This is a genomic window from Pseudomonas sp. WS 5503, from assembly GCF_012985385.1.
Taxonomy (GTDB): Bacteria; Pseudomonadota; Gammaproteobacteria; order Pseudomonadales; family Pseudomonadaceae; genus Aquipseudomonas; species Aquipseudomonas paracarnis.
Genome location: NZ_JAAQWI010000005.1, coordinates 140,055 through 162,730 on the forward strand (window position 1 = coordinate 140,055; position 22,676 = coordinate 162,730).

Below are 22,676 nucleotides of genomic sequence, written 5' to 3' on the forward strand. Positions count from 1 at the left end.
CGGCGGCAAGGGCCGAGGTCAGGAGAAATGGACAACCAAAGAAGGTTAAGTAAGTGCCATTCAAATCTGTCCCCTTTTTCTACTAAAGAAGGTTAAGTAAGTGCCATTCAAATCTGTCCCCTTTTTCTACTTCTTCCAAATACTAGTGCCTTTTTTTGTCTTTACGACTTTTCAGCCATGACAACATCCAAATACCCGCACCTACTGGAGCCCCGCAGTAAACAGCGACTTTCAGAGAGGCATTGATAACGCCAGCCTCAAGCGCCCAATGACCCAGCTTGAAATATGCAATCGTCGCCACGAGTAAATTACCGACAATACCTACCACAAAAAAAACCAGAAAAAAATACACAACTAGCGTACCCAATAGGTACCAACCTACCGTTTTTGGCTTCACTTATTACTTCCCATATTAGATACACCACCACTGACAATTTCAGACAATACAGAACCTGTCGCCGCTCCTGAGGTTTCGCTAGCGGTATTTCCTATTAATGGTTTCAACTGCCCTGTGATCACATTTCCGGATTTATAACCTATTGCAGTGCCTAGCACAGAGCCCAGCAACGAATACTTCGCATCCTCGCCCTTGATTAAACTGCCCAAATAAGCGCCGCTCAATCCGTATCCTTGAGTCAGCCAGAACCCCTTCCCTTGCGTTAATCCTCCAACCGTCGCGGCGATGGATACATCGGTATAGTTAACGTCCTTACCCGTCGATAGCTGATAGCCGAAATTTGCACCGCCGGAAATCAAGGCACCGGCTACCAGCCCTCCTATCCCTACAGCAGGTGCTTCAACTGCCGCCAGGGGCAGACCAACACCGATTGACCATGCTTGTACAAGTCCATTGGCAGGCATTGGCCCATCAAAACCATCGCCCCTCAGGTGCGAACTCATTGCAGCGGTAGCCTGGTCTGGCGTTCCACCCTCTTTAAGCACTTTTTCACCTGCACTCACAGCCCCCGCAATGGCGGGCCCACCAATATGAAACTCATCATTATATTTTTTTGCGTTTCCGGCTACCCAACTAGCGGTTGCAGGATCACCGTTGACTAAAGCACCCGCCAAAACGCCGACGAGTTGAGCGGTGCCTACCCGGAACTGGGTATCCGTGGCAAACCGGGAGTCTAGGTAGTTGCCCAGTTTTTCCGTTGCCAATGCCGTCAATCCTTCTGAGGCGGCGCCGGCTAAAGCCCCGGTCTTGAAGTCTCCGCCTTTAGCGCTTGATAACGCTCCTCCCAATACAGCATGCATCAAGACTTTTTGTGCCGACACTGGGGGTATTTTCAGGTACTCAGCCAAATCGCCCACCTGCTTATTGCCAAAGGCTGCCGTCAGGTCCAGCCCTTCGGAAACTGCGGCTGCGCCAAGATTGTCCTTCAAGCTACCGCCGTTAATCGCCGTATTGATGCTGCCGGCTACCAAAGCGTGGGTAGTGCTGCGCAGCACATTGTCACTGACCGTGTTCCAGTCCAGCATGCTCTTGCTATAACCAGGGTTGTTGACCCCGTCCGCGTTAAGAATCAACGCCCCGTCGGTATTCCAACCACCGACAGCGGTGTCTATTCCGGCCAGGACTCCACTCGTGACCATCTGAGTCGCGTAACCCTTGATCGCATCTTTACTGGTAGCCGCTTTCAGTCCCGCACCAATATCACCGCCGCCATTGATTGTCCCAACCGCAAAGTTGCTAGCCATAGCCCCCGCGAGGGGCCCCAGATAGATGCTGGCGACAATCGAAATAATCAGCGCGGGTGCAGCACCTAATCCCGATTGCTTATAGTCCCAGCTGTCGTGGATCTCCTTGACCATTCGCCAATCAACTTGCCCATTGGCTTCAGCTACTTTGATCCACGCAAGCTGAGGCTCGGCTTGAACCATTGCATCAATCGTCTGGCTGACAGTTTTTTGGTCAATCTGCTTGAGGTCTATATTGATCTTACCGGCGGCGCGAATAGCGAGTTGCCCCTGCCCCACCATCAAGGTCTGACGTAATGTCTCGTCAGTACTGCCTTCACCTTTGGCACTGTTCCACGCCATATCGCTCTTACTCTTTTCGTGACTTTCCTGCCGCGAGTCTTTAACCGCCTCAAATGTCACCGAGCCACCGCTGACGATCGCAATGCCCCCCCCACTCTGGAGCTTCGCCGCTTGAAACAGCTGATTATTGCCACTTTCGAGCATCATGCTCGAACCGGTTTTGATCTCGCTGCCCACATGGGTGAGCTGGGTCACCTCATCACGCTGAGTTTTCTTGCTACCCCAACTGCCCTTTTTATTCATGTCATACAACGAGTAATGACTGTCTTGCGCGGCCAACAGCTTCAGCTCCTCACCCGCCTGAATGTAGGCTTCGTTGCCGGCGCTGATTTTGCTGGCAACCAGGGTCAGGTCGGTACCTGCAATAGCAACCAAGTTACCGCCAGCATTTAGCTGAGCGGTTTGCTGGGTCACTTTGTCCAGTTGGGTCGTGGTTTTAGTATTGCCTTTTTTGCCTTTCGAATACTCGTGTTGCTCATTGGCCGCAGAAATAACCGACACGTTTTCACCCGCTTCAACGCTCAGGTTCTTGACAGCACTAACGGTGCTGGCAATAACCGCAATATCGCGCCGAGCCTCAATGGCCATGTGGCCGCCCACGTCCACACCGGAGGTATGTTGCAGGATGGTTTGCTCGGTGCCGCTGATACGGCGGCGTTGGTAGGCGTAGTAGTCCTGTTCGGTCTGGCTGGCGATCAGCACATCACGCCCTGCGGTTACGCTGGCGTTGCCACCGGCTTTCAGGTTGCTGCCGAGGTTGAGCACGTCGCGGCCGGCGTTCAGTTTGAGCGTGTCGGTGGCTTCGAAGCGGGAGGCTTCGCTGACCACGTCGTTGCGCAGTTGATAGCCCTGGCCTTCCTGCTTGAAGGTGGTGACCGTGCGCTCGTTGATGATGTCGCCGGTCACAGCAGTGGCGCTGATGTCGCGGCCATTGATGATGCCGCCACGGCTGTTGCGGATCGAGTCGGTGGCGAGCATTTCCAGGCGGTTGCCGGCTTGCATCAGGCCGCTGTTGTCGATGTTGCCCGCGACCATGCTCAGGTTGTTGGTGGCCCGCAGGGTGCCGCTGTTGTGCAGGTCGCCGCCGGTGACCAGGCTCACGTCCTGGCCCTGGATCAGCGCGCCGTTGGGCGCCAGGCGGTTGTTGGCCTGGGCCAGGTAGAGCACGGGGGTCAGGACTTTCTGGCCGTTGACCTCGGCTTCTTCCATCCACACGATGTCGTGGGTCAGCGCCGCCACTTGCTCAGCGGTAAGGGACACGCCCAGTTGCAGGTTGAGCGAGTCCTTGTAGGAGATGGCGTTGTCCATCAGGTAGCGGAACAACTGGTCATCACTGGCAAGGCCGTTGATGTAGCGTTGGCCGGTGCGGGCCACCACGGCTTCGCGGATCAGGCGTTGCTCGTACAGGCCATCGCCCAAGCGCTTCCAGCTGGCGTCGGGGTTGTAGCCGAGTTTGCCGAGCAGGTAGTCGGAGCTCATGAACTGCTTGAGGTCGGTGAGCGCCGGGTTGGTTTCGATCAGGTATTTGTGGCTGTTATCTACCGGGGTGATTTCCGGCAGGCCTTGTACGCGGGTGACTGATGGGGCACGGCTGTCCAGAGCCAGCGGGGCTTGGCCGTTGACTGCGCCGCTGACGGGCTGGCCGTCGAGGCTGAAACCGCGTTCTTGCACGGCGGTGTAGTCGAGGTTTTTTTCGCGGTCGGCGGCGGTGATGACACGCCCGTTGACGCTGAAGTCACCGGTAGCGGTGTCCGCTTTACCCGCTACACCCGCGTTCGCTGCCTGGCCGCTGAGACGGAACAGGCCGTTCTGGCTGGTCGGCAAACTGAAGCCTGGCAAGGTCACCGGGTTGACTTGGCGTTGGGCCAGGTCTGGCGGTAACTGTGCGGTGATCGCCGGTTTTACCGTGGAGGCAAATACATCCGAGTTGGTGTTGCGGTTGGCCGCCGGGGTGTCGATGTTGGTGGCGTTGGGGCGGATGACGCTGTTGTCGATCCTGGAGGTCGCATTGACCGTCACCGCACCTGCGGCCTGAATCACCGCCTGTGCAATCACGCTGCCGGTGGTGGGCACTACATAGCTACTGCTTTCATAGAAATTGCCAACGCCTGCCCTGACCTGGTCCATCGTCATCTGGCCCGGGCGGTAGTCGCCTGAGTTGGGATTGTTGTAGATGTTGAACTGGTTCTGGCGCTCCATGAAGGTGTTGTAGATGCCACGGTCGCGGGTATAGAGCCCGGAATTGAAGTGACGCTCTTCGCCGCCTGCCGCGCCGCGGTTGGTCAGCACATCGGTGTTGATCAGGATATTCCCGGCGGCGGATACCGAGCTGTAAAGGTTATCGAAGGTCTGGCTGCCCACAGTCAGGTCGCCACCGGCGTTGATGAACGCAGAGGCCGAGCTGCCGGTGATGACATCTTCGTATTTCTCCACCGAGTTGAAGTACAGCTCGCAGCCTTTGCCTTTGCAGTAGTCGTTCCAATAGATATTGAGGTTGCCCGACACCAGCTTCATTTCAGTGGTGAACTGGTCACGACGGTTGCTCAGGGTGTCTGCCAGCAAGCGCATGCCGGTGCCACTTTCCAGGCTGCCGGAGACGTTCTCGATCAGGCTGCTGCGCGCGCTCGCATCATCCCGGGCGATGTCCAGGGCGCCGAGGCTGTAGACGTCGCCATAGCGGTTGCTGAAATCATTGACGCGCAACGCCATGTCGTTGCCGCTGAAGAGCAAGCCCTTGTCATTGACCAGGTGCGTGGCGTTCAGCCGGACTTTTCCGGCGCCGCCCAGGGTGCCGTAGTTGTTCAGGGTGGTGGCATTGACTGTCAGGTCGCCGATGGCAGTCAGGCGCCCGTGGTTATTCAGGCTCGTGCTAGTGACCTGGTTGAGTGCGCCGCCGGCAATGCGGGCGTTCTCGCCCAGGTCCATGCTGGCGCTGGTGAGGCTCATGTTGCCCAGGCTGCTGACGCGGCCGTTGCCGCTGTAGCCACCGGTGAGCGTCACACTGAGGGTGCCATCACTGGCCAGAAGGCCGTCGTTGGTCCAGGTGTCGCCAATGCCGATCAGGCTTTGTGCACCGAGCAACTGGCCGCTGGCGGTCTGGGTGAACTGGCCGATGTCGAGGTTCAGGCGCCCGGCCTGGATCACGCTGCTGTTGGTCCAACTGGCAGCCTTGATGTCCAACTGGCCGTTGGTGACGAAGCTGCCGCCGGCCCGGGTGACTTGGTCGGAGGTCAGGTCGAACGTACCGGTGCCGGTGTGTACGATGCGCCCGCCGTTATTGTCCAGGCCGCCGGCTTGCAGGTTCAGGTGTTCGTTGGCGCTTTCCAGTACGCCGAAGCGGTTATCGAACAGGCCGGAAACATCGATGTCGGTCGTGCCCGTACGGCCCATGGCCCGCAGGTTACCGCCGACGTTGTTGATGGTTTGCGCAGTAAGGCGCAGGACGTCGTCGCTTTCAATCAGGCCATAGCCATTGCTCAGGGCGCCAGTGAGGCCGAAGTCGATATTGCGTGCACCGACCTTGCCGCCCTTACCGGCCGCCGTGCCCTGGTTATCGAAAGCCTGGGCAGTGACCTTGAGCAAGGTATCGGCGTAGACACCGCCGCCCTGGTTATTGAAGGTCGTGGTGACGATGCGGCTTTCACCGCCGAGTGCGGACAAATGCCCCATTTGGTTGAGCAGCCCGCCCTTGGCTTGGATATCCAGCGACTGCGCCTGAGTGATGCCGTTGCTGTTAGTGAACAACCCAGTGACCAGTTTGACCCAGCCCTTGCTGCTGTTGAGTACGCCACCGGCCGTGTTGGCTACACTGGCGGTTTCCAGGTCCAGGTTGCCACTGAGGCTGTCGACGCGGCCGCCCTGGTTACTCAGGGCGCCGCTGAGGCGCAGGCGGTTATCGGTCTGGCTTTGCAGCGTGCCTTGATCGTTGGTGAGGGCGCGGGCGGTAAGGTCGAGCTTGCCCTTCTGGCTGAACATCAGGCCGTCTTGCTGGTTTTGAACGTCACCGGCCAACAGCTTGATCACCAGGTCTTTCTGGCTGGCAAGCGTGCCTTTGGCGCTGTTATCCAGGTCGCCATTGGCGAGGGTCAGGTCAAGGCGATCCTGGCTGACCAGTTGGCCGCCTCGGTTGCCCAGGCTGGCGGCGTTCAGCAACAGGGCTGCGCCACTGGCCAGGCGCGCATTGTTGGCATTGATCAGCGCGCCACTGAGGGTGCCGTCCAAGGTGCCCTGGCTGATCAGTTGGCCAGCACTGTTGTCGAGACTCTCGCCGATAAAGGTGATGTTGGCGGCGTTGATACGCCCACCACGGTTGAGAATTTGACTCTGGGCATTATTGAAGCCCAGGTGTTGAGCTGCGGAAATCAGGCCGTTGTTGCTGTTATCCAGGCGACCGGCAACGTTGAGGTCGACATCGGCCTGACCGGAGATGATCCCCTGATCATTGTTCAGGCTGCCCGCGATGAGCGTTTGTTTGCCCATGCTGACCAGGGCACCCGCCGCGTGGTTATCCAATACACCGGTGAGGTCAGTGTGCAGGGTGCCACTCTTGCTCGACAACGTGCCCTCGGCGCTGTTGTCGAGGCCATTGCCGACCACCGTCAGACCGTTCCAGCCGGAGATCAAGCCCTTGTTGGTGTTGACCACGGTATCCGCTTCAAGGCGCAATTGATCGGCACTGAGGATGACCCCGCGATCACCGTTATCGATGCGTTTGGCGGCAACGGTGAACGCCGTCTGGCTGGAAATCTCACCTTGTTCGCGGTTAGTCAGGTTGGCCAGGCGTGCGAACGTCAGCGGGCCTCTGGCGCTGATCAAGCCTGCGCTGTTATCGAGATTGCCGCCTTGCAGGTCGAGGGCTACGGCGCGCTCGCCGATCAAGCGGCCCTGGCGCTGGATCAGCTGTTGGACGATGAGTTTCAAGTCGCCCTTGGCCGAAATTTCCCCATCCAGGCTTGAGTCGACTGTTTGCCCGGTCAGGGTCAAATCAGCCTGGCTGTTGATCAACCCGGCAGTGTTATCGAGGTTGGCAGTGGTCAGGTTCAACGCCTGTTGACTGCCGATCACACCCGTGCGGTTATCCACATTGGCAGCGGTGACTGTCTGGCTGCCGTCGCTGACGATTCGCCCGCCCTGGTGATTGTCCAGCGCGCCAGTGTTGAGCGTCTGGAGCGTGCCGGCCGAAAGGCTGCCTTTGTCGCTGTTGTTCAAGGAGCCTGAGGTGGTCGTCAAAACCGTAGCGGCAAAGATCTGCCCCTGGTTATGGTTATCCAGCGCGCCGGTGACCTTCAGCTCCAGCGCACCACGGCTGGCGAGCGCGCCACCGGCCTGGTTGTCCAGGCTGTCAGCTGCCACCTGCAGAACGCTCTTGGCGGACAGTACACCTTCCACACTGTTATCCAGCGCCTTGGCGATACGTACCTGCAGGCTGTCGCCACTGATGACTTTACCGCCGCGGTTATTCAGCGCATCGGCCATCAACAGGAATGATTGGGTGCTGGAGATTTCACCGCCCTGACTGTTGTCGACGGTGCCCAGGTTTTTCAGCAGCAGTTGGCCCGGTGTCGCGATCAGGCCGTGGTCACGGTTGATCAGTTGCCCATGGCTCAAGTCCAGGTCGATGCTGGTATTGCTGATCAGCTCGCCACGATCATGTTGGTCCAGCCCGGTCAGGGTTGCCTTGACCGTGGACTTGGCGAAGATCGAACCTTGTTGGCTGTTGTCCAGTCGCCCTGCGTTGAGGGTGATGCCAGCGTCACTGCTGATGCTGCCGCGCTGGCTGTTGTCCAGGCCGGCGCTGCGCACGTCCACCTGTTGCTTGGCGCTGATCACGCCGCCCTGGCTGTTGTTCAGCACAGTGCTGACCAGCGTGGCGGTGCCATCGGCCAGCAGCTTGCCAGCCTGATTGTTCAGTTGGCCCTGGGTGGTGATCGACAGCGCATTGGCCGCAGAAAGAATACCGCCCCGGCTGTTATCCAGGGTGCCAGCCCTGACGGTCAGTCCGCCCTCGCTCAGCAGCGTGCCCTGCCCTTGGTTGAGCAAGTCTCCGGTCAGGCTAATGGTCAGGTCTTTTTGGCTGGTAACGCGGCCACCCAGGCTGTTATCCAGTTGGTCGCCATTCAATACCAGGCTATCACGCCCCGCCAGCAAGCCCTTGCTCTGGTTGAGCAGGCGCTGCACCGTGAGCGTCAGGCCGCTGTCGCCGATGACCTTGCCGGTGGTGTTGTTCAGTTGATCGGCGACCACCAGCACCTTGGCCTGGCTGGAGATCTCGCCTTGCTGATTGAGGATGGTCTGGCTGCGCAGGTCCACGCCCTTGGTGGCAGCGATAAGGCCGCCGTTGCGGTTATCCAGGGACGCGCCGGTCAGGTTCAGCGCACCGTCGCTGACGAGTTCGCCCGCTTGTTGATTGAGCACACCGACGGTTGCCTGCAGGTCGCCCTTGGCGCTGATGCGACCGGCGCCGTTTTCGAGCTGGTTGGCGTTGAGGGTCACCGCACCATCGCTGCCCAACTTGCCGCCATTGCTGTTGTTCAACTGGTTCAGTTGCACGTGCGCGGCGGCCTTGGTGCTGATCACGCCCGCTTGGCTGTTATCCAGATCGCCGCCGGTGAGGGTCAGCGCGCCGTCGGCAATGACCAAGCCCCCCTGGTTGATCAGGCTGTCGCCGTGCAACGCCAGGGTGGTTTTGCTGGACACCAGGCCGCCCTGGCTGTTGTTCAACTGCCCTGCGGTTATTTGTTGAGCCCCCTGGCTGACGAGGTTGCCTTCATTGCGATTGTCCAGCAGCCCGGCGACGGTCAGGTTCATCACGCCTTGGGCGGCGATGGAACCTTTGTCGCGGTTATCCAGGCTGGCCGCCTGTACTGTCAGGCTGGACGCAGAGAAAATCCCCAGGCGGTTATCGATGGTACCGCTGGCGGTTACGTTGAGGTTGCTGCCCAGCAATTTGCCTGAACGGTTATCCAGGTTCGTGGCAATCACGGTTGTCTGGCTGGCAGAGATTTCACCCGCCTGGTTACTCAGTTGCCCTGCGGTTACACGGGCCTGCGCCTGGCTGGCGACCAGGCCGTTATCGTTAGTCAGTTGGCCGGCGTTGAGCGTCAGGTTCTTGAGGCCGATCACGCGACCGTTCTGGTTATCCAGCGCAGCGGTCACCGTAACGTCGGTGCTGTTTTCACTGTGCAGCAGACCGTTGGTGCGGTTATCCAGACCGGTGGCCGTGACCTTGAGCGAGTCCTTACCCAGTACACGACCGCCACGGTTGTCGAGTTGACCGGCGTTAATCACGGCGGTGGTACCGCTCAGAGTGCCGCCTTGATTGTTCAAGGTTTGGTTGGCCGTGGCGGTAAGGGTTCGGCTGGCAACCACGCTGCCGCTATTGATCAGGTTTGCCGCGCGCAGACTGACATCGCCACCGGCATTGCGGCTTTCATCGGCGTTGACACCGGCTTCGATGATGCCGCTGTTGACCAGCGCCCCACCGCTGGTCACGGTGATGCTGTCGCGGGCCGCCAGGCTTTTCTGGTTGCTCAGGCCTGCCGTGGTTTGTACATCGACTCGCGTGCCGGCATACACCGCACCCGCAGCGTCCAATTGACCGGCCTTGATCACCACCGCTTCGCTGGCTTTGGCATTGGCCAAACTCAGACGTCCGTTGGCATCGAGCTGAATATCACCGCCACTGGCCATTAACGTACCGTCGAGCTTCACGCCCACCCCGGCCTCGGTGCCCACCAGTTTGATCGCCCCGGCATACATCCCACCCAACGCCGTCGAATCAATCGCGAGCTCGGGCTTAGCGCTGCCGTCGTCGGCGCGGGCAGTGGCTTGCAGGCTTTTAGCATCGACGTCATTGCGCCCGGCAACCACACTCAAGTTGCGCGCATTGATCTGTGCGTTAATCCTGGCCGAGCGGGTGATGATTTCAAAGCGGTCGACGTTATCGGCGTTCAAGCCCTGGCCGTCGATGGTCACGGCGCCGCCATCAACCTGGTAACGTTGCAGTTGGCCGCTTGCGTCGAGTATCGGTTTGCCGGTGGTCAGGGTGACGTTGGGGGTGTTGATGAAGCCGCAGCCGCTGCAAGTAATGCCATAGGGGTTGGCGACGATGACCTTGGCCGACTGGCCCGCCACTTCGGTGTAGCCGCGCAGTTGGCTGGGACTGCCGCCGTTGACTTCGTTGAGAATGATGTTGGCGGCGCGGCCTTGCAGGTTCGGGTTGCCGAGGATGATGCCGCCCAGTTGCGTCGATTGGGTACGGTCGGTGGCGTTGTTGAGTATCACGCCGTTGGCGCCGACGTTGTAGTCCTTGAACTGGTTGTGGGACAGGCCACTGCCATTGGGGGCGGCGATGTTTACCACCGGCACGCCATTGCCCGCCTGGCCGACCGTGGTGCCCGGCGCGCTGACCACGATGCCTTCGGCCTGGGCCAGCAGCGGTTGCCAGAACAGCGCGTTGGCCAGGATCAGCGCCACGCCACGTTTGGGCAGGCCCAGGAACGCGTCACGGCTTTTCAGGGCAGCAGAAGGCTGGCGAACCAGGAAGGCAAATTGGCGAACATCCATTTCAAATTCTCGTTGCAACTGGGCGTTGAATTACAGGAAGAAATCCATGCGGAAGTAGATCGGTGCTTCGCGCTCAAGCAGCGCGGCCGGTCGTTCCAGTGAGTGGGCAAAGGTCACGCTGGTGCTCACGTGTTGGCCGCGGGCGAACAGCTCAAGGGAGTTGCTCGAGACGCGGCCGTGCACTTCGCCGTTGTAGCGACCATTGCGGATCACGCCCTGGTCGTAGCCCACGCTGGCACCGTACTCGCCGAACACCGGGCGCAGCCAACCGAGGGTCACCGGGCGGCTCCAGCGCAGGTCATTGCGCCAGTAACCGCCGCTGTCGCCGGTCAGTTGCTGATCCTTGTAGCCGCGTACCGACGCCGAGCCACCGAGGCTCATGCGCTGGGGGCTGAACAGCACGTCTTCGCTGCGTTGGCCGGTGGCCAGGCTGGTGAAACTGAACGACTCGCCCCACAGCGTGAAGGGTTGCAGGTAGCTGACGGTGGCGGTGTATTTGCGGTAGCGCGCATCCGGCACGCCAGGCAGGGGGTTGTGATTGCCTTGGGCGTCGAAGGCGCCGGTGCCGTTTTGCATGCCCACATCGACGTTGACGAACGCACTGCCGATACGACGACCATGGTTGATGCCCAACTGCAGTTCACTGAGGCGGTTGCTGCTCTCTTTGAGGCGGCTGCTATCGATGTAGTTGTTGGTGCGCAGGTGGGACAGGCCGACGTTGAGCGACGTCTTGCTCACGGCATCACGGTGGATCACCCGCTCAGCGCGTAACTGATGGTTTTCACTGTCACCGGTTTGCTTGAAGTCGAAACCGTCGCCCTGGACGACCGAACGGTAGTCGCTCTGGTTGTAGCTGTAGCTGAAGTTCCACCAGCCCCAGGGCACGTTGTAGTAGAGCATCGCGTTCTTGGAAGTTTTCTGATGGTCGCTGACCGCGTCATGGCCGCCGCGCAGAATCAGCTGATCGGCCAGGCCCAGCGGGCTGTCCCATTCAAAGCCGGTGCCCCACTGCTGTTCGCCGGTGCTTTTCTGGCCGTCGTTGTTACGTGAAAGGCTGGCGCGCCATGGCTTTTGCGGGTTGTTTTTGACCAATACCGAGCTGCCGCCCACGGCCTCGCCCGGGGTCAGCTCCATCTGGGCTTGATTGGACGGCAAGCGATTGAGTTGGTCGACGGCCTGCTCGATTTCTCGCAGGTTCAATATCTCGCCGCTTTTGCCGGGAAAGGCCATGGCCAGCTCGCGGTCCGTCAACTTGCTGTTGTCGGCGCCCTTCAAGCCTTCGAGTTTGCCCTCCACCACCAGCACTTGCAGATGCCCCTTGGACATGTCCTGTTGCGGCAAGTAGGCGCGACTCGTCATCAGGCCTTTGTCGATGTAGAAGTCGGTGAGGTCTTTGAGCAGGGCGTTGAGTTGTGAGACGCCCAGGCATTGACCGGTGTACGGTTTGAGCAGACGCTCGCGTTCAGGGGCAGGCAGGTGGTCGGCCCCCTGGAGTTCAATGGTTTGGATCGGGAAGCAACGGCTGTCCACCGGGGCTGCTGGCGCTTCGGGCCTGGCCTCTTTGCCGGGCAGTTCCTTGAGTTGTTCAAGGCGGCGTTGCTGATCTTCCAACAGGCGGTTTTGCCGGTCGCGGATCAGGTCCTGATCACCCGGAAGGGTTGCCGCCATCACGCTGGGGGAGGCGAGGCAGACAAGCAGGGCAATGCTCAGTGAATACCGAGTCCGTGGCGGTTGGGAATTCATGTTCGATCCATCGAATTTACGAAGGGTGGCAAACTAACATCGACCGCCTTTCTCGCCAATAATCTGACCCACCTTTGGGTAACACCCTAAAAAAACTGTAACTAGCTGACAAATAAAGAAAATAATCGAATAAGAATGGATATTGCTTGAAGTTATTGGTTGTTTTCCGACCAGCGGTATCAGATTTGATACACATCGAGCACCCACACGAACGCCCGGACTATTGGGTCAGCACCGGTCCGCATATGAATATTTGAATTTAAGGAATTTTTGGACGACAACGGAAATTTGCGCAGACGTTGACCCAACGTCGACTCGGGCAGGCCAAATCACAGGCAAAAAAAAACCCGGAAATCCTCACTTGCGTGGGCCTTCCGGATTTTCTAAACCGCCAAAAATGGTGGGTCGTGTGGGATTCGAACCTACGACCAATTGGTTAAAAGCCAACTGCTCTACCAACTGAGCTAACGACCCGCTGTGTGGTGGCGCGTATAATACTGATTTCTAAGGATTATTCAACACCTTATTTTAAATAAATCAGAAAAAACGCATTTGAACGGTAATTCGGTGGGTAGAACGCCTAAAGCAGCAGCCGAATCAGCGCCCCGGCTCGTCGTTCCACAGGTACTTATGCAGCTGCAATTGCAGGCGTACCGGCAGGTTGTCCGCCACTACCCAATCCGCCAGGTCACGGGCATTCAGGTCGTGATGGCTCGGCGAGAACAGCACCTCGCCCGCTCGACGCTCCAGGCCATACTGGATCAGCTTGGAGGTGGCCCAGTCATAATCGTCACGGGAACAGATGACGAACTTGACCTGATCGTTGGCCGTCAGCAAGTCCATGTTCTCGTAGCGATTGCGGTGGGCTTCCTTGGAGTCCGGGGTCTTGAGGTCAACCACTCGGCTGACGCGCGGGTCGACCGCGGAGATGTCCAGGGCGCCACTGGTTTCCAGGGAGACCTCGTAACCGGCATCACACAGCTGTTTGAGCAACGGAATGGCGTTGGGTTGCGCCAGAGGCTCACCGCCCGTCACGCAGACGTAGCGCGGCCGGTAACCGGCAACCTGCTCCAGGATGTCGTCGAGGGTGCGCACAGTGCCGCCGCTGAAGGCGTAGGCGCTGTCACAGTATTGGCAACGCAACGGGCAGCCGGTGAGCCGTACAAATACGGTGGGCAGGCCAGCAGTGCGCGTTTCACCCTGCAACGAGTAAAAGACTTCGGTAATACGTAATGTGTCTTGCATAGTCGCCACGGGCGTAACAGCTAAACAGGCTGTCCGCCTCCGTCAGGCACTTCAAGGGATTGCGCCAACGCGTCAACCCCAGAAAGCGTGTTTCATAAAAGGGCGTGGATTCTAACGAAAAAACCCGCGACAAGCGCGGGTTTCTTCTAAACGGGCTGCACTGCTTACAAGCGTTGCAGGTCCCGCTGGGCCAACTGCGCCGCGGAGGTACCCGGATACTGGGCAACCACCTGTTGCAGAATGCCTTTGACCTTGTCGGTATGACCCAGGCGGCGTTCTACGTCAGCGAGTTTATACAGCGAATCCGGCACCTTGGCGTGCTTGGGATACAGCTGGCTGACCTTGGCAAAAGCCTGGCCCGCCGCCTGCAAATCACCCTTTGCCAGGTTGACCTCACCCAACCAGTACTGGGCGTTGCCCGCGTACTGGCTGTTGGGGTATTTGCGCAGGAAAGCGGTAAAAGCCTGACTGGCCTTATCGAAATCCTTGGCCTTGATCAGGTCGAAGGCTGCATCGTAATACAGTTTTTCCTTCGCCGGATCGCCCGGCTCGCTGCTGGCGGCAGGAGCTGCAGCGGCGGCCCCCGCTGCTGCGCCACCGGCAGCGGCACTGGGTGCGCCACCGGTAGAAGAATTATCAGGAGTAGCGGCAGGTGCAACACCGGCTCCAATACGACGGTCAAGATCCTGGTAACGCTCCAGGCCTTCTTGCTTCAGCTGGTTCACTTGGTTCTGCAGAACTTCAATGGCGCCTTGTTGCTGGGCCAATTGATCCTGCATGCGTTGCAGCTGGTTGAACAGTTCGCCCTGTGCCGAGGGAGCGGACGTAGCCGCTCCCCCCGCATAGGCGCCGTTCGTGCCATAACCCGCTGGCGGATAACTGCTCCCGCTATTGTTATAGCCTGAGTTGCTATCCGTTACAGGAACCGCAGCCCACACCGCAAGCGGTGCGAAGCTGAGAGCCAATACAGTTAGAGCACGACGGCACGTTCGCATGACGAATTACTTACGCAGTTCGACGCGACGGTTCTGAGCCCACGACTGTTCGTCGTTGCCAGTTGCAACTGGACGCTCTTTACCGTAGGAAACCAGTTCCAGCTGGCCTGGAGCAACACCTTGCAGTACCAGGTAGCGCTGAACGGCTTTCGCACGACGCTCGCCCAGTGCCATGTTGTACTCACGAGTACCACGGGCGTCAGTGTTACCTTCCAGAACAACGCGAGCGCCGTTAGCTTTCAGGTCCTTGGCGTGAACGTCCAGAGCGCGCATGGCTTCTGGCTTCAGGTCCGAACTGTCGTATTCGAAGTAGAAAGTGGTGATAGCGCGCAGAGCAGCTTCTTCGCTCAGGGAGCCGTCGACCGCACCAGTGTTGGCGCCGTAACCAGCGTTTGGATCAACAGCTGCGCCTTCACCGGCATTGTCGCCGCCTTTAGAGGAGCAACCAACGGCTACGGACAGAGCCAGAGCCAGAGCAGCAAACTTACCAAACTTCAGCATTTCCATCGTGAAACTCCTAATGAACCCCAGTGTGTTAAGTACTTCTTTTTGTAGCGCCGCGTCAGTTCAGGTAAGGGGACCAGGATGGTTCTCTGACTTCGCCTTGTGCGGTAGGAAGTGGGAGCCTTACGCGTCCATTGATGGACACGAGCATCAAGACTCCCCGGCCCTGCTGGCGGGTGGCGTAGATTACCATGGTGCCGTTGGGCGCAACAGTGGCTGACTCATCAAGGTTGGTATCTGTAAGGATTTTTACGGTTCCGCGCTGCAAATCCTGGGCCGCAACCCGGAAATTAGTGAAACCATCCTGACGGTGAATCATCACCAACGTCTTTTCATCGGCCGAAAGCTTGGGGTTGGCGTTGTAGTTACCAATAAAGGTCACACGTTCCGCACCGCCGCCGTTCACATTTGCCTTGTAGACCTGAGGCTTGCCGCCACGGTCAGAGGTGAAGTAGATGGTCGAGCCATCCTTGCCCCAGAACGGTTCGGTGTTGATGCCCGGGCCGCTGGTGACACGCGAGAGTTGACGCGAGGCCATGTTCATCACGTAGATATCCGGGTTGCCGTCCTTGGACAGCACGAAAGCCAGGCGCGAACCGTCCGGCGACCAGGCTGGCGCACCGTTGAGGCCTTCGAAGTTGGTGATCTGCTCACGACGGCCAGTATCGATGTGCTGCACAAAGATACGCGGGCGACGCTGTTCGAACGATACGTAGGCAATACGCTTGCCGTCCGGCGCGAAGCGCGGCGACAGGATTGGCTCACGGGACTGCAGCAAGGTCACTGCACGAGCACCGTCGTAGTCCGAACGCTGCAGGGTGTAGCGGGTATTGTCTACAGAGAAACGCTCAGCCGTGACATACAGCAGGCGCGTCGAGAACGCCCCCTTGATACCGGTGAGTTTTTCAAACGACTGGTCCGAGATGTAGTGAGCCATGTCGCGCAGTTGTTCGGCGGTACCCGATACGCTGCCGGTCAAGACCTGCTGCTCGGTGGCCACGTTGAACAACGTGTACTGGATCTGCAGGCGACCGCCGGCCGGCGTGATGCTGCCGACCATCAGGTACTGGGCACCCACCGCCTTCCAGTCACGGAAGATGACTTCGCTGGCCTGGGTTGGCTGGCTGATCATGTTGCCTTTTGGAATCGGCGCGTAGTAACCGGAGTTACGCAGGTCGTCGCTGACGATCTGGGCCATGTCGTCCGGCAGTACGCTGCCGCCCTGCCAACCGAACGGCACGACTGCAATCGGGGTGGCCCGATCACTGCCGCTGGTTACCAGGATATTCTTTTCATCCGCCGCCGCTATCCCTGCCATACAGCAAATAACGACAAGCATTCCTCGAAGAAGGTTTCTCACAAGGCTAGATCCTCAGGTGTGAATGTCATCTTGAATGAACGATAGGGAGCGAAGTCACTTGGTTTCATTCCCTGCATCTCGGTCAACCGGCCAATATTCTTGACCGCGGCAACCGCCGAACTGTCGAACGAACCGTCACCACTGGACTTGGCCACGCTGACCGAAGTCACCGTACCGTCCGGCAACATGCCGATCTGCAGCACTACTGTCATGCCTTTACGTGCCGAAGGTGGACGTGTCCAACCTTCCGCTGCCCGCGCCCGAATCAGGTCGTCGAAACTGCCCGCGACTTCATCGCCACGCTCATCGGCCAAGGCTTGCTGACGCTGCGGCGTGTCGGAAAGCAAATCTGCCAGGGCCTGGGCCTTTTTCTCTTCGGCGGATTTGCGTGCTGCTTCCTGGGCCTTTTTCTTGGAGGCGTCGGCGGCAGCTTTCTTCTTCGCTTCGTCGGCGACTTTCTTCTTCGCCTCGTCTGCTTCAGCTTTTTTCTTGGCGTCTTCGGCGGCTTTCTTTTTCGCGTCTTCGACTATCTTTTTCTTGGCTTCTTCAGCGGCCTTTTTCTTGGCCTCTTCTTCGGCAGCCTTCTTGGCTTCTTCTTCCGATTTCTTCTTGGCTATATCAGCCAATTGTTTCTCTTCGGCCTTTTTCGCTTCGGCAGCTTTCTCGGCTTTCTTGGCTTCATCAGCCTTTTTAGCCTCGTCGGCCTTCTTGGCTTCGTCAGCCTTTTTCGATTCCTCGGCCTTTTGAGCCGCCTCTTCTTTCTTTTGTTCCGCAGCAGCCTTCACCGCTTCCTGCTCGACCTTCTTCTGTTCCATCTGCTCGACTTCAGTCTGGCGCGCGGCCGACTTCTGGGCCTCACCCGCAATCTTCTGATTGGTCTGGGTGGTGGCCTGACTTTTCGATTTCAGCTGATACAGGGTCGCCTGCACGATCGGCTTGGCTGGCGGCAGGTCCGGGGTCATGGCAAAGCTGACGAACAGCATGCCGAACACCAGGACGTGCAGGGCAATTGCCCACACGCCAGGCCAGAAGTAGCTTTCCGAGGCGGACGGCTCTCGCTGTTGCTGCATCAGGGCGCCTCGGTAATCAAGCCAACGTTACCGACGCCGGCCTTCTGCAGCCCGCCCATGGCGCCCATGACGGAGCCGTAGTCGACCGATTTGTCACCCCGGATAAACACCTGGGTGTGCTTGCCGCCTTCGTTGCCGGAGCGAATGATCTTGGTCACCGCATCGGTCATTGCAGGCAAGGTCAGGGCCTTGTCCTGCTGCTTTTGCGTATCGACTTCGCTGCCAAGGTTCCAGTAATAGGTCTTGTCAGCCTTGATCGAAATGGTCAGGACCTGAGTGTTGTTGTCCTGCGGCAAGGCTTCACTGGAAACCTTGGGCAGATCAACTTTCACGCCCTGGTTGAGCATCGGCGCGGTCACCATGAAGATCACCAGCAGCACCAGCATCACGTCGATGTAGGGCACTACGTTCATCTCGGCGACCGGCTTGCGCTTTTTGCGAGCTCGAGCGATTAAAGCCATTGGGAATTACCTGCTTATTCTTCGCTGGTGTGCACTTTACGGTGCAGGATCGCCTGGAATTCATCGGCGAAGGTGTAGTAACGGCCGATCAAGGTTTCGCTGGTTGCGGCAAAACGGTTGTAGGCGATTACTGCGGGGATAGCGGCGAACAGGCCGATCGCTGTGGCGATCAGTGCTTCGGCAATACCCGGGGCCACGGTGGCCAGTGTGGCTTGCTGCGCCTGGGCCAGGCCACGGAAGGAGTTCATGATGCCCCATACGGTACCGAACAGGCCGATGTACGGGCTGACAGAACCCACGGTGGCAAGGAACGGCAGGCCCTGCTCAAGTTTCTCTTCTTCGCGGGAGATGGCCACGCGCATGGCACGGGCCACACCTTCCATCACCGCTTCAGGATCGACACCCGGCTGTTGGCGCAAGCGCGAGAACTCCTTGAAACCGGCACGGAAGATCTGCTCGACGCCCGAATCCGGGTCCGGGTTGCTGCCGGCCTGGCGGTACAGTTTGGACAGGTCGATACCCGACCAGAAGCGCTCTTCAAAGCTCTCCAGGGCACGTCGACCGGCGCGCAACATGTTGCTGCGCTGAAAAATCATGACCCAAGAGGTAACCGATGCGGCTACCAGGGTCAGCATGACCAGTTGAACCACGACACTGGCATTGCTGACCAGGCTCCACATGGAGGAATGGTCGACGACGGTAGGTTCCACGCTAAATCTCCTGCTTTGATTGTTGACCCGCGCCGCTCACGGCGGCAAAGGCCGCGCGTAGAGTTTCGGGAATGGCCCGAGGTTTCAAGCTGTTGGTGCGCACACACGCCACCAGGAACTGCCCCTCACAGAGCAGCGTTGCATCCGTGGCCCGCCTGACCTGCTGTTTGAAACGCAGGCTGGCACGGTTCAATTCGATGACTTCAGCACTGACCAGCAACTCATCGTCCAGTCGCGCCGGCGCGTAATACCGCGCCTCGCTGGAATGCACGACGAATAACAGGTCCTCGCCTACCAGCTCGGACTGGGCAAAACCCAACTCCCGCAGCCGCTCGGTTCGAGCCCGTTCCATGAATTTCAGGTAATTGACGTAATAAACGATGCCGCCGGCATCGGTGTCCTCGTAATAAACGCGACAGCGATGTGCGAACGACTGATCCCCGTTTTGCGCGCGCATACTCTAGTGCTTACTCCTCAGGTTGCCAATTGGCTGGGCAACTGTTTTTTCATTCCTGAACGCTTTCAAATGACGACGCCAGACACTGGGACAGCACAAAGCTCGGATAAATCACCCCACATGACAAATACCCTGTAGGAGCGAGCTTGCTCGCGAAGAACCTGAGCACGCCGCGTATAACCAGACATACCGCGTTATCGTTGGCGTTTTTCGCGAGCAAGCTCGCTCCTGCAATTTTTTAATCGTCCACTGCATCGAGGAATTCGTCTACCACGGGCATCTCTCCCAATCGTGACGGAATGTTTAGCCCGAAGTGCAAATAGGCATGACGCGTCACCACCCTGCCCCGCGGGGTACGCATGATATAGCCCTGCTGGATCAGGTACGGTTCCAGCACATCCTCAATGGTATGGCGCTCCTCACTGATGGCTGCGGCCAGGCTGTCCACGCCGACCGGGCCACCGTCGAATTTCTCGATCATGGTCAAAAGTAGGCGTCGATCTTGGTGATCAAAACCATGTTCGTCCACATCCAGCAGGTTCAAGGCCAGGTCCGCGACCGCCTTGGTGATGTGGCCCTTGGCACGCACCTCGGCAAAGTCTCGCACGCGGCGCAGCAAACGGTTGGCAATTCGTGGCGTACCGCGAGCGCGCCGAGCGATTTCAAAGGCGCCTTCCGGGTCCAGGGGCAAGCCGAGGATACTCGCCGACCGGCTGACAATGGTCGCCAGATCGGCGGTGCTATAGAACTCTAGACGTTGAACAATGCCGAAACGGTCTCGCAGCGGGTTGGTCAACATGCCCGCGCGGGTGGTCGCGCCCACCAGGGTAAAGGGCGGCAGGTCGAGCTTGATCGAACGGGCCGCCGGGCCTTCGCCGATCATGATGTCGAGCTGGAAGTCTTCCATGGCTGGGTACAGCACTTCTTCGACAATCGGCGACAAGCGATGGATTTCGTCGATAAACAGCACGTCATGGGGTTCAAGATTGGTCAGCAACGCGGCCAAGTCGCCAGGACGCTCAAGCACCGGGCCGGAGGTGGACTTGATCGACACGCCCATTTCCTGGGCGATGATATTGGCCAGAGTGGTCTTGCCCAAACCCGGCGGGCCGAAGATCAGGGTGTGGTCCAGGGACTCACTGCGCCCGCGAGCGGCCTGGATAAACAGCTCCATCTGCTCGCGCACGGTGGGCTGGCCGATGTATTCGGCCAGGCTCAACGGGCGGATGGCCCGGTCCTGGACTTCTTCACGGTCACGCGGGCCGGTGGCCGCGATCAGACGATCGGCTTCAATCACTTAAATCATTCCCTTCAGGGCACGGCGAATCATGTCTTCAGCGCTCAGGTTCTTGTCCTTGATGGCCGATACGGCCTTGCTGGCTTCCTGAGGCTTGTAGCCCAGGGAGATCAGCGCATTGACGGCATCGCTTTCCGCGCTGGCGATCTGGGCCGCCGGCATATCCGGCTGGTTCGGTACCAGGGCGAACATGCTCGGCACCACCTCCCAGGCTTTGAAGCGGTCCTTGAGCTCGACCAACAAGCGCTCGGCGGTCTTCTTGCCCACCCCCGGCACCTTGGTCAGGGCCGAGGTATCCTGGGCCGATACAGCCCGGACCAATTCATCCACTTCCAGGCTCGACATCAAGGCCAGGGCCAATTTGGGCCCCACGCCATTGAGACGAATCAGCTCGCGGAAGAAATCGCGGTCACGCTTGCCGATGAAACCATAGAGTAGTTGCGCGTCTTCGCGCACCACTAAATGAGTGTGCAAGGTTATCGGCTCGCCGACCGACGGCAGGCGATACAGGGTGGTCATCGGCACTTCCAGCTCATAACCCAACCCATTCACATCCAGAATCAGGTGCGGCGGCTGTTTCTCAGCCAGGGTGCCGCGCAAGCGTCCAATCACGGTTCAGATCCTTAAAGCTTGGGGGTCAGATCGGAGCCTGACCGCAAAAATAACGATTGCGCTGATGCTATCAGAGACGCAGCCGCCCGCCACGACTACGTGCTGCGCCCAAGCCGTGAGGCAACAGGCTGGAGCGGGTATGGGCATGGCAAATGGCGATGGCCAGGGCATCCGAGGCGTCGATCTGCGGCTTTGAAGTGAGCTTGAGCATGTGCATGACCATCATTTGCACCTGCTCCTTGTTGGCGCCACCGGTGCCGACCACGGCCTGCTTGACCTGGGTCGCGGTGTATTCAGCGATCTCCATGCCCTCCTCGGCACCTGCCACGATGGCAGCGCCCCGGGCCTGCCCGAGCTTCAACGCCGAGTCGGCATTCTTGGCCATGAAGACTTTCTCTATGCCCATGGTGACCGGGCCGTAGGTCTGGATGACTTCACGTACGCCGCGATAGACGATCTGCAGCCGCTCGGCCAATTCCCCTGCGCCAGTGCGGATGCAGCCCGAGGCGACGTACACACAGCCGCGTGGGGTCTGCTGCACCACGCCAAAACCGGTGATGCGCGAACCGGGGTCGATACCTAGGATTAAAGTCATAACGCCTGCGGGTTGGATTTACAACGGTATGTGCCAGGCACACATTTGTGTAACAGCATAGAAGCCCTGTGGGAGCTGGCTTGCCTGCAATGCGGGCACCTCGGTGCTTCTGTCAAATCGAGGTGATGCTATCGCAGGCAAGCCAGCTCCCACAGCGGATATTCATCGTTCTTAAGCGAGCTGTTCGGCCACAGACTCAGGGATGTCGGCATTCGAATACACATTCTGCACGTCATCCAGATCTTCAAGCATGTCCAGCAGCTTCAGCACCTTCTGGGCACCGTCCAGGTCCAGTTCGGCACTGGTGGTCGGCAGCATCACGATCTCCGCGTCGGTGCCGCTGAAACCAGCGGCTTCCAGGGCATTACGCACGGCGTAGAAGCTGGCGAACGAGGTGAACACATCGATGGAGCCGTCTTCGTTGGTGACCACGTCATCGGCATCCGCTTCCATCGCGGCTTCCATCAGCGCGTCTTCATCAGTGCCCGGTGCGAAGGTGATCTGCCCCTTGCGCTCGAACAGGTAGGCCACCGAGCCGTCCGTGCCAAGGTTGCCGCCACACTTGCTGAACGCATGGCGCACGGCTGCCGCGGTACGGTTGCGGTTGTCGGTCATGCATTCGACCATTACCGCCACACCGCCCGGGCCGTAGCCTTCATAGGTCAGCTCGACCATATCGTCGGTGTCGGCCGCACCAGCACCACGGGCCACGGCGCGGTCGATGATGTCGCGGCTCATGTTGGCGCCCAGCGCCTTGTCCAGCGCCAGGCGCAGACGCGGGTTGGAGCCCGGGTCACCGCCACCCTGGCGGGCCGCCACGGTCAGTTCGCGGATCCACTTGGTGAAGATCTTGCCTTTCTTGGCATCCTGACGCTCTTTGCGGTGCTTGATGTTCGCCCACTTGGAATGGCCAGCCATAACACAACTCCGAATTCTCTAGAAATCTTATCAATCCCGCCCTCGGCGTAATGCCGTTCAGTTAAGCGTATATCGCCCCCTGTAGGAGCGAGCTTGCTCGC

The 22,676-nt window shown here is 59.0% G+C and carries 15 protein-coding genes and 1 tRNA gene; all 16 read right to left on the minus strand.

Translation table 11 applies throughout. From position 1 onward, the window contains the following. Positions 1-142: 142 nt before the first annotated feature. Positions 143-397 carry a hypothetical protein gene (locus HBO10_RS14890; protein WP_152612741.1) on the minus strand — a complete coding sequence of 85 codons (255 nt, stop codon included), beginning with the start codon at positions 395-397 and terminating at the stop codon, positions 143-145. After that, positions 394-10,608 (minus strand): filamentous hemagglutinin N-terminal domain-containing protein, encoded by a 10,215-nt coding sequence (locus HBO10_RS14895; protein WP_169922018.1) that lies wholly within the window; start codon positions 10,606-10,608, stop codon positions 394-396. Before HBO10_RS14895 ends, HBO10_RS14890 begins: the two co-directional genes overlap by 4 nt. Before the next feature lie 30 nt (positions 10,609-10,638). Then, positions 10,639-12,351, minus strand: a complete 1,713-nt coding sequence (locus HBO10_RS14900; protein ID WP_034128579.1) for a ShlB/FhaC/HecB family hemolysin secretion/activation protein — start codon at positions 12,349-12,351, stop codon at positions 10,639-10,641. Between the two features lie 398 nt (positions 12,352-12,749). Further along, positions 12,750-12,825, minus strand: a tRNA-Lys gene (locus tag HBO10_RS14905). A 123-nt stretch (positions 12,826-12,948) separates the two neighbouring features. Next, the gene (gene queE, locus HBO10_RS14910) at positions 12,949-13,596 is read right to left on the minus strand and encodes a 7-carboxy-7-deazaguanine synthase QueE (RefSeq protein ID WP_034128580.1); all 648 of its coding nucleotides are present in this window, start codon (positions 13,594-13,596) and stop codon (positions 12,949-12,951) included. A gap of 164 nt (positions 13,597-13,760) precedes the next feature. After that, complete coding sequence (gene ybgF, locus HBO10_RS14915; protein ID WP_034128581.1) at positions 13,761-14,591, minus strand: tol-pal system protein YbgF; 831 nt, start codon at positions 14,589-14,591, stop codon at positions 13,761-13,763. Between the two features lie 6 nt (positions 14,592-14,597). After that, the gene (gene pal, locus HBO10_RS14920) at positions 14,598-15,098 is read right to left on the minus strand and encodes a peptidoglycan-associated lipoprotein Pal (protein ID WP_003193861.1); all 501 of its coding nucleotides are present in this window, start codon (positions 15,096-15,098) and stop codon (positions 14,598-14,600) included. Positions 15,099-15,153: 55 nt separating this feature from the next. Further along, positions 15,154-16,434, minus strand: a complete 1,281-nt coding sequence (gene tolB, locus HBO10_RS14925; protein WP_032874245.1) for a Tol-Pal system beta propeller repeat protein TolB — start codon at positions 16,432-16,434, stop codon at positions 15,154-15,156. Positions 16,435-16,451: 17 nt separating this feature from the next. Next, entirely contained in the window at positions 16,452-17,525 is a 1,074-nt protein-coding gene (gene tolA, locus HBO10_RS14930) for a cell envelope integrity protein TolA (protein WP_003193863.1), read from the minus strand. Then, a complete protein-coding gene (gene tolR / locus HBO10_RS14935) occupies positions 17,525-17,977 on the minus strand; it encodes a protein TolR (RefSeq protein WP_161793227.1) in 453 nt (150 codons plus the stop codon). The genes tolA and tolR overlap by 1 nt, the downstream gene beginning before the upstream one ends. 23 nt (positions 17,978-18,000) lie before the next feature. Further along, complete coding sequence (tolQ, locus tag HBO10_RS14940; protein WP_003193865.1) at positions 18,001-18,696, minus strand: protein TolQ; 696 nt, start codon at positions 18,694-18,696, stop codon at positions 18,001-18,003. A gap of 1 nt (position 18,697) precedes the next feature. Further along, positions 18,698-19,153 carry a tol-pal system-associated acyl-CoA thioesterase gene (ybgC, locus tag HBO10_RS14945; protein WP_014719714.1) on the minus strand — a complete coding sequence of 152 codons (456 nt, stop codon included), beginning with the start codon at positions 19,151-19,153 and terminating at the stop codon, positions 18,698-18,700. A 238-nt stretch (positions 19,154-19,391) separates the two neighbouring features. Then, positions 19,392-20,450, minus strand: coding sequence for a Holliday junction branch migration DNA helicase RuvB (ruvB, locus tag HBO10_RS14950; RefSeq protein ID WP_003193867.1), 1,059 nt, complete (start codon positions 20,448-20,450; stop codon positions 19,392-19,394). After that, positions 20,451-21,062, minus strand: coding sequence for a Holliday junction branch migration protein RuvA (ruvA, locus tag HBO10_RS14955; protein WP_034128582.1), 612 nt, complete (start codon positions 21,060-21,062; stop codon positions 20,451-20,453). Between the two features lie 70 nt (positions 21,063-21,132). Then, positions 21,133-21,657, minus strand: a complete 525-nt coding sequence (gene ruvC, locus HBO10_RS14960; protein WP_019821257.1) for a crossover junction endodeoxyribonuclease RuvC — start codon at positions 21,655-21,657, stop codon at positions 21,133-21,135. A 171-nt stretch (positions 21,658-21,828) separates the two neighbouring features. Beyond that, positions 21,829-22,575, minus strand: coding sequence for a YebC/PmpR family DNA-binding transcriptional regulator (locus tag HBO10_RS14965; RefSeq protein ID WP_034128583.1), 747 nt, complete (start codon positions 22,573-22,575; stop codon positions 21,829-21,831). Positions 22,576-22,676: the final 101 nt, after the last annotated feature.

Bases quoted from the DNA above. Each gene is read 5' to 3' on its own strand.
- ruvC (WP_019821257.1), bottom strand. From the start codon at position 21,657: ATGACTTTAATCCTAGGTATCGACCCCGGTTCGCGCATCACCGGTTTT.
- HBO10_RS14965 (WP_034128583.1), bottom strand. From the start codon at position 22,575: ATGGCTGGCCATTCCAAGTGGGCGAACATCAAGCACCGCAAAGAGCGT.
- ybgC (WP_014719714.1), bottom strand. From the start codon at position 19,153: ATGCGCGCGCAAAACGGGGATCAGTCGTTCGCACATCGCTGTCGCGTT.
- tolA (WP_003193863.1), bottom strand. From the start codon at position 17,525: ATGCAGCAACAGCGAGAGCCGTCCGCCTCGGAAAGCTACTTCTGGCCT.
- pal (WP_003193861.1), bottom strand. From the start codon at position 15,098: ATGGAAATGCTGAAGTTTGGTAAGTTTGCTGCTCTGGCTCTGGCTCTG.
- HBO10_RS14900 (WP_034128579.1), bottom strand. From the start codon at position 12,351: ATGAATTCCCAACCGCCACGGACTCGGTATTCACTGAGCATTGCCCTG.
- HBO10_RS14895 (WP_169922018.1), bottom strand. From the start codon at position 10,608: ATGGATGTTCGCCAATTTGCCTTCCTGGTTCGCCAGCCTTCTGCTGCC.
- ybgF (WP_034128581.1), bottom strand. From the start codon at position 14,591: ATGCGAACGTGCCGTCGTGCTCTAACTGTATTGGCTCTCAGCTTCGCA.
- queE (WP_034128580.1), bottom strand. From the start codon at position 13,596: ATGCAAGACACATTACGTATTACCGAAGTCTTTTACTCGTTGCAGGGT.
- tolB (WP_032874245.1), bottom strand. From the start codon at position 16,434: ATGCTTGTCGTTATTTGCTGTATGGCAGGGATAGCGGCGGCGGATGAA.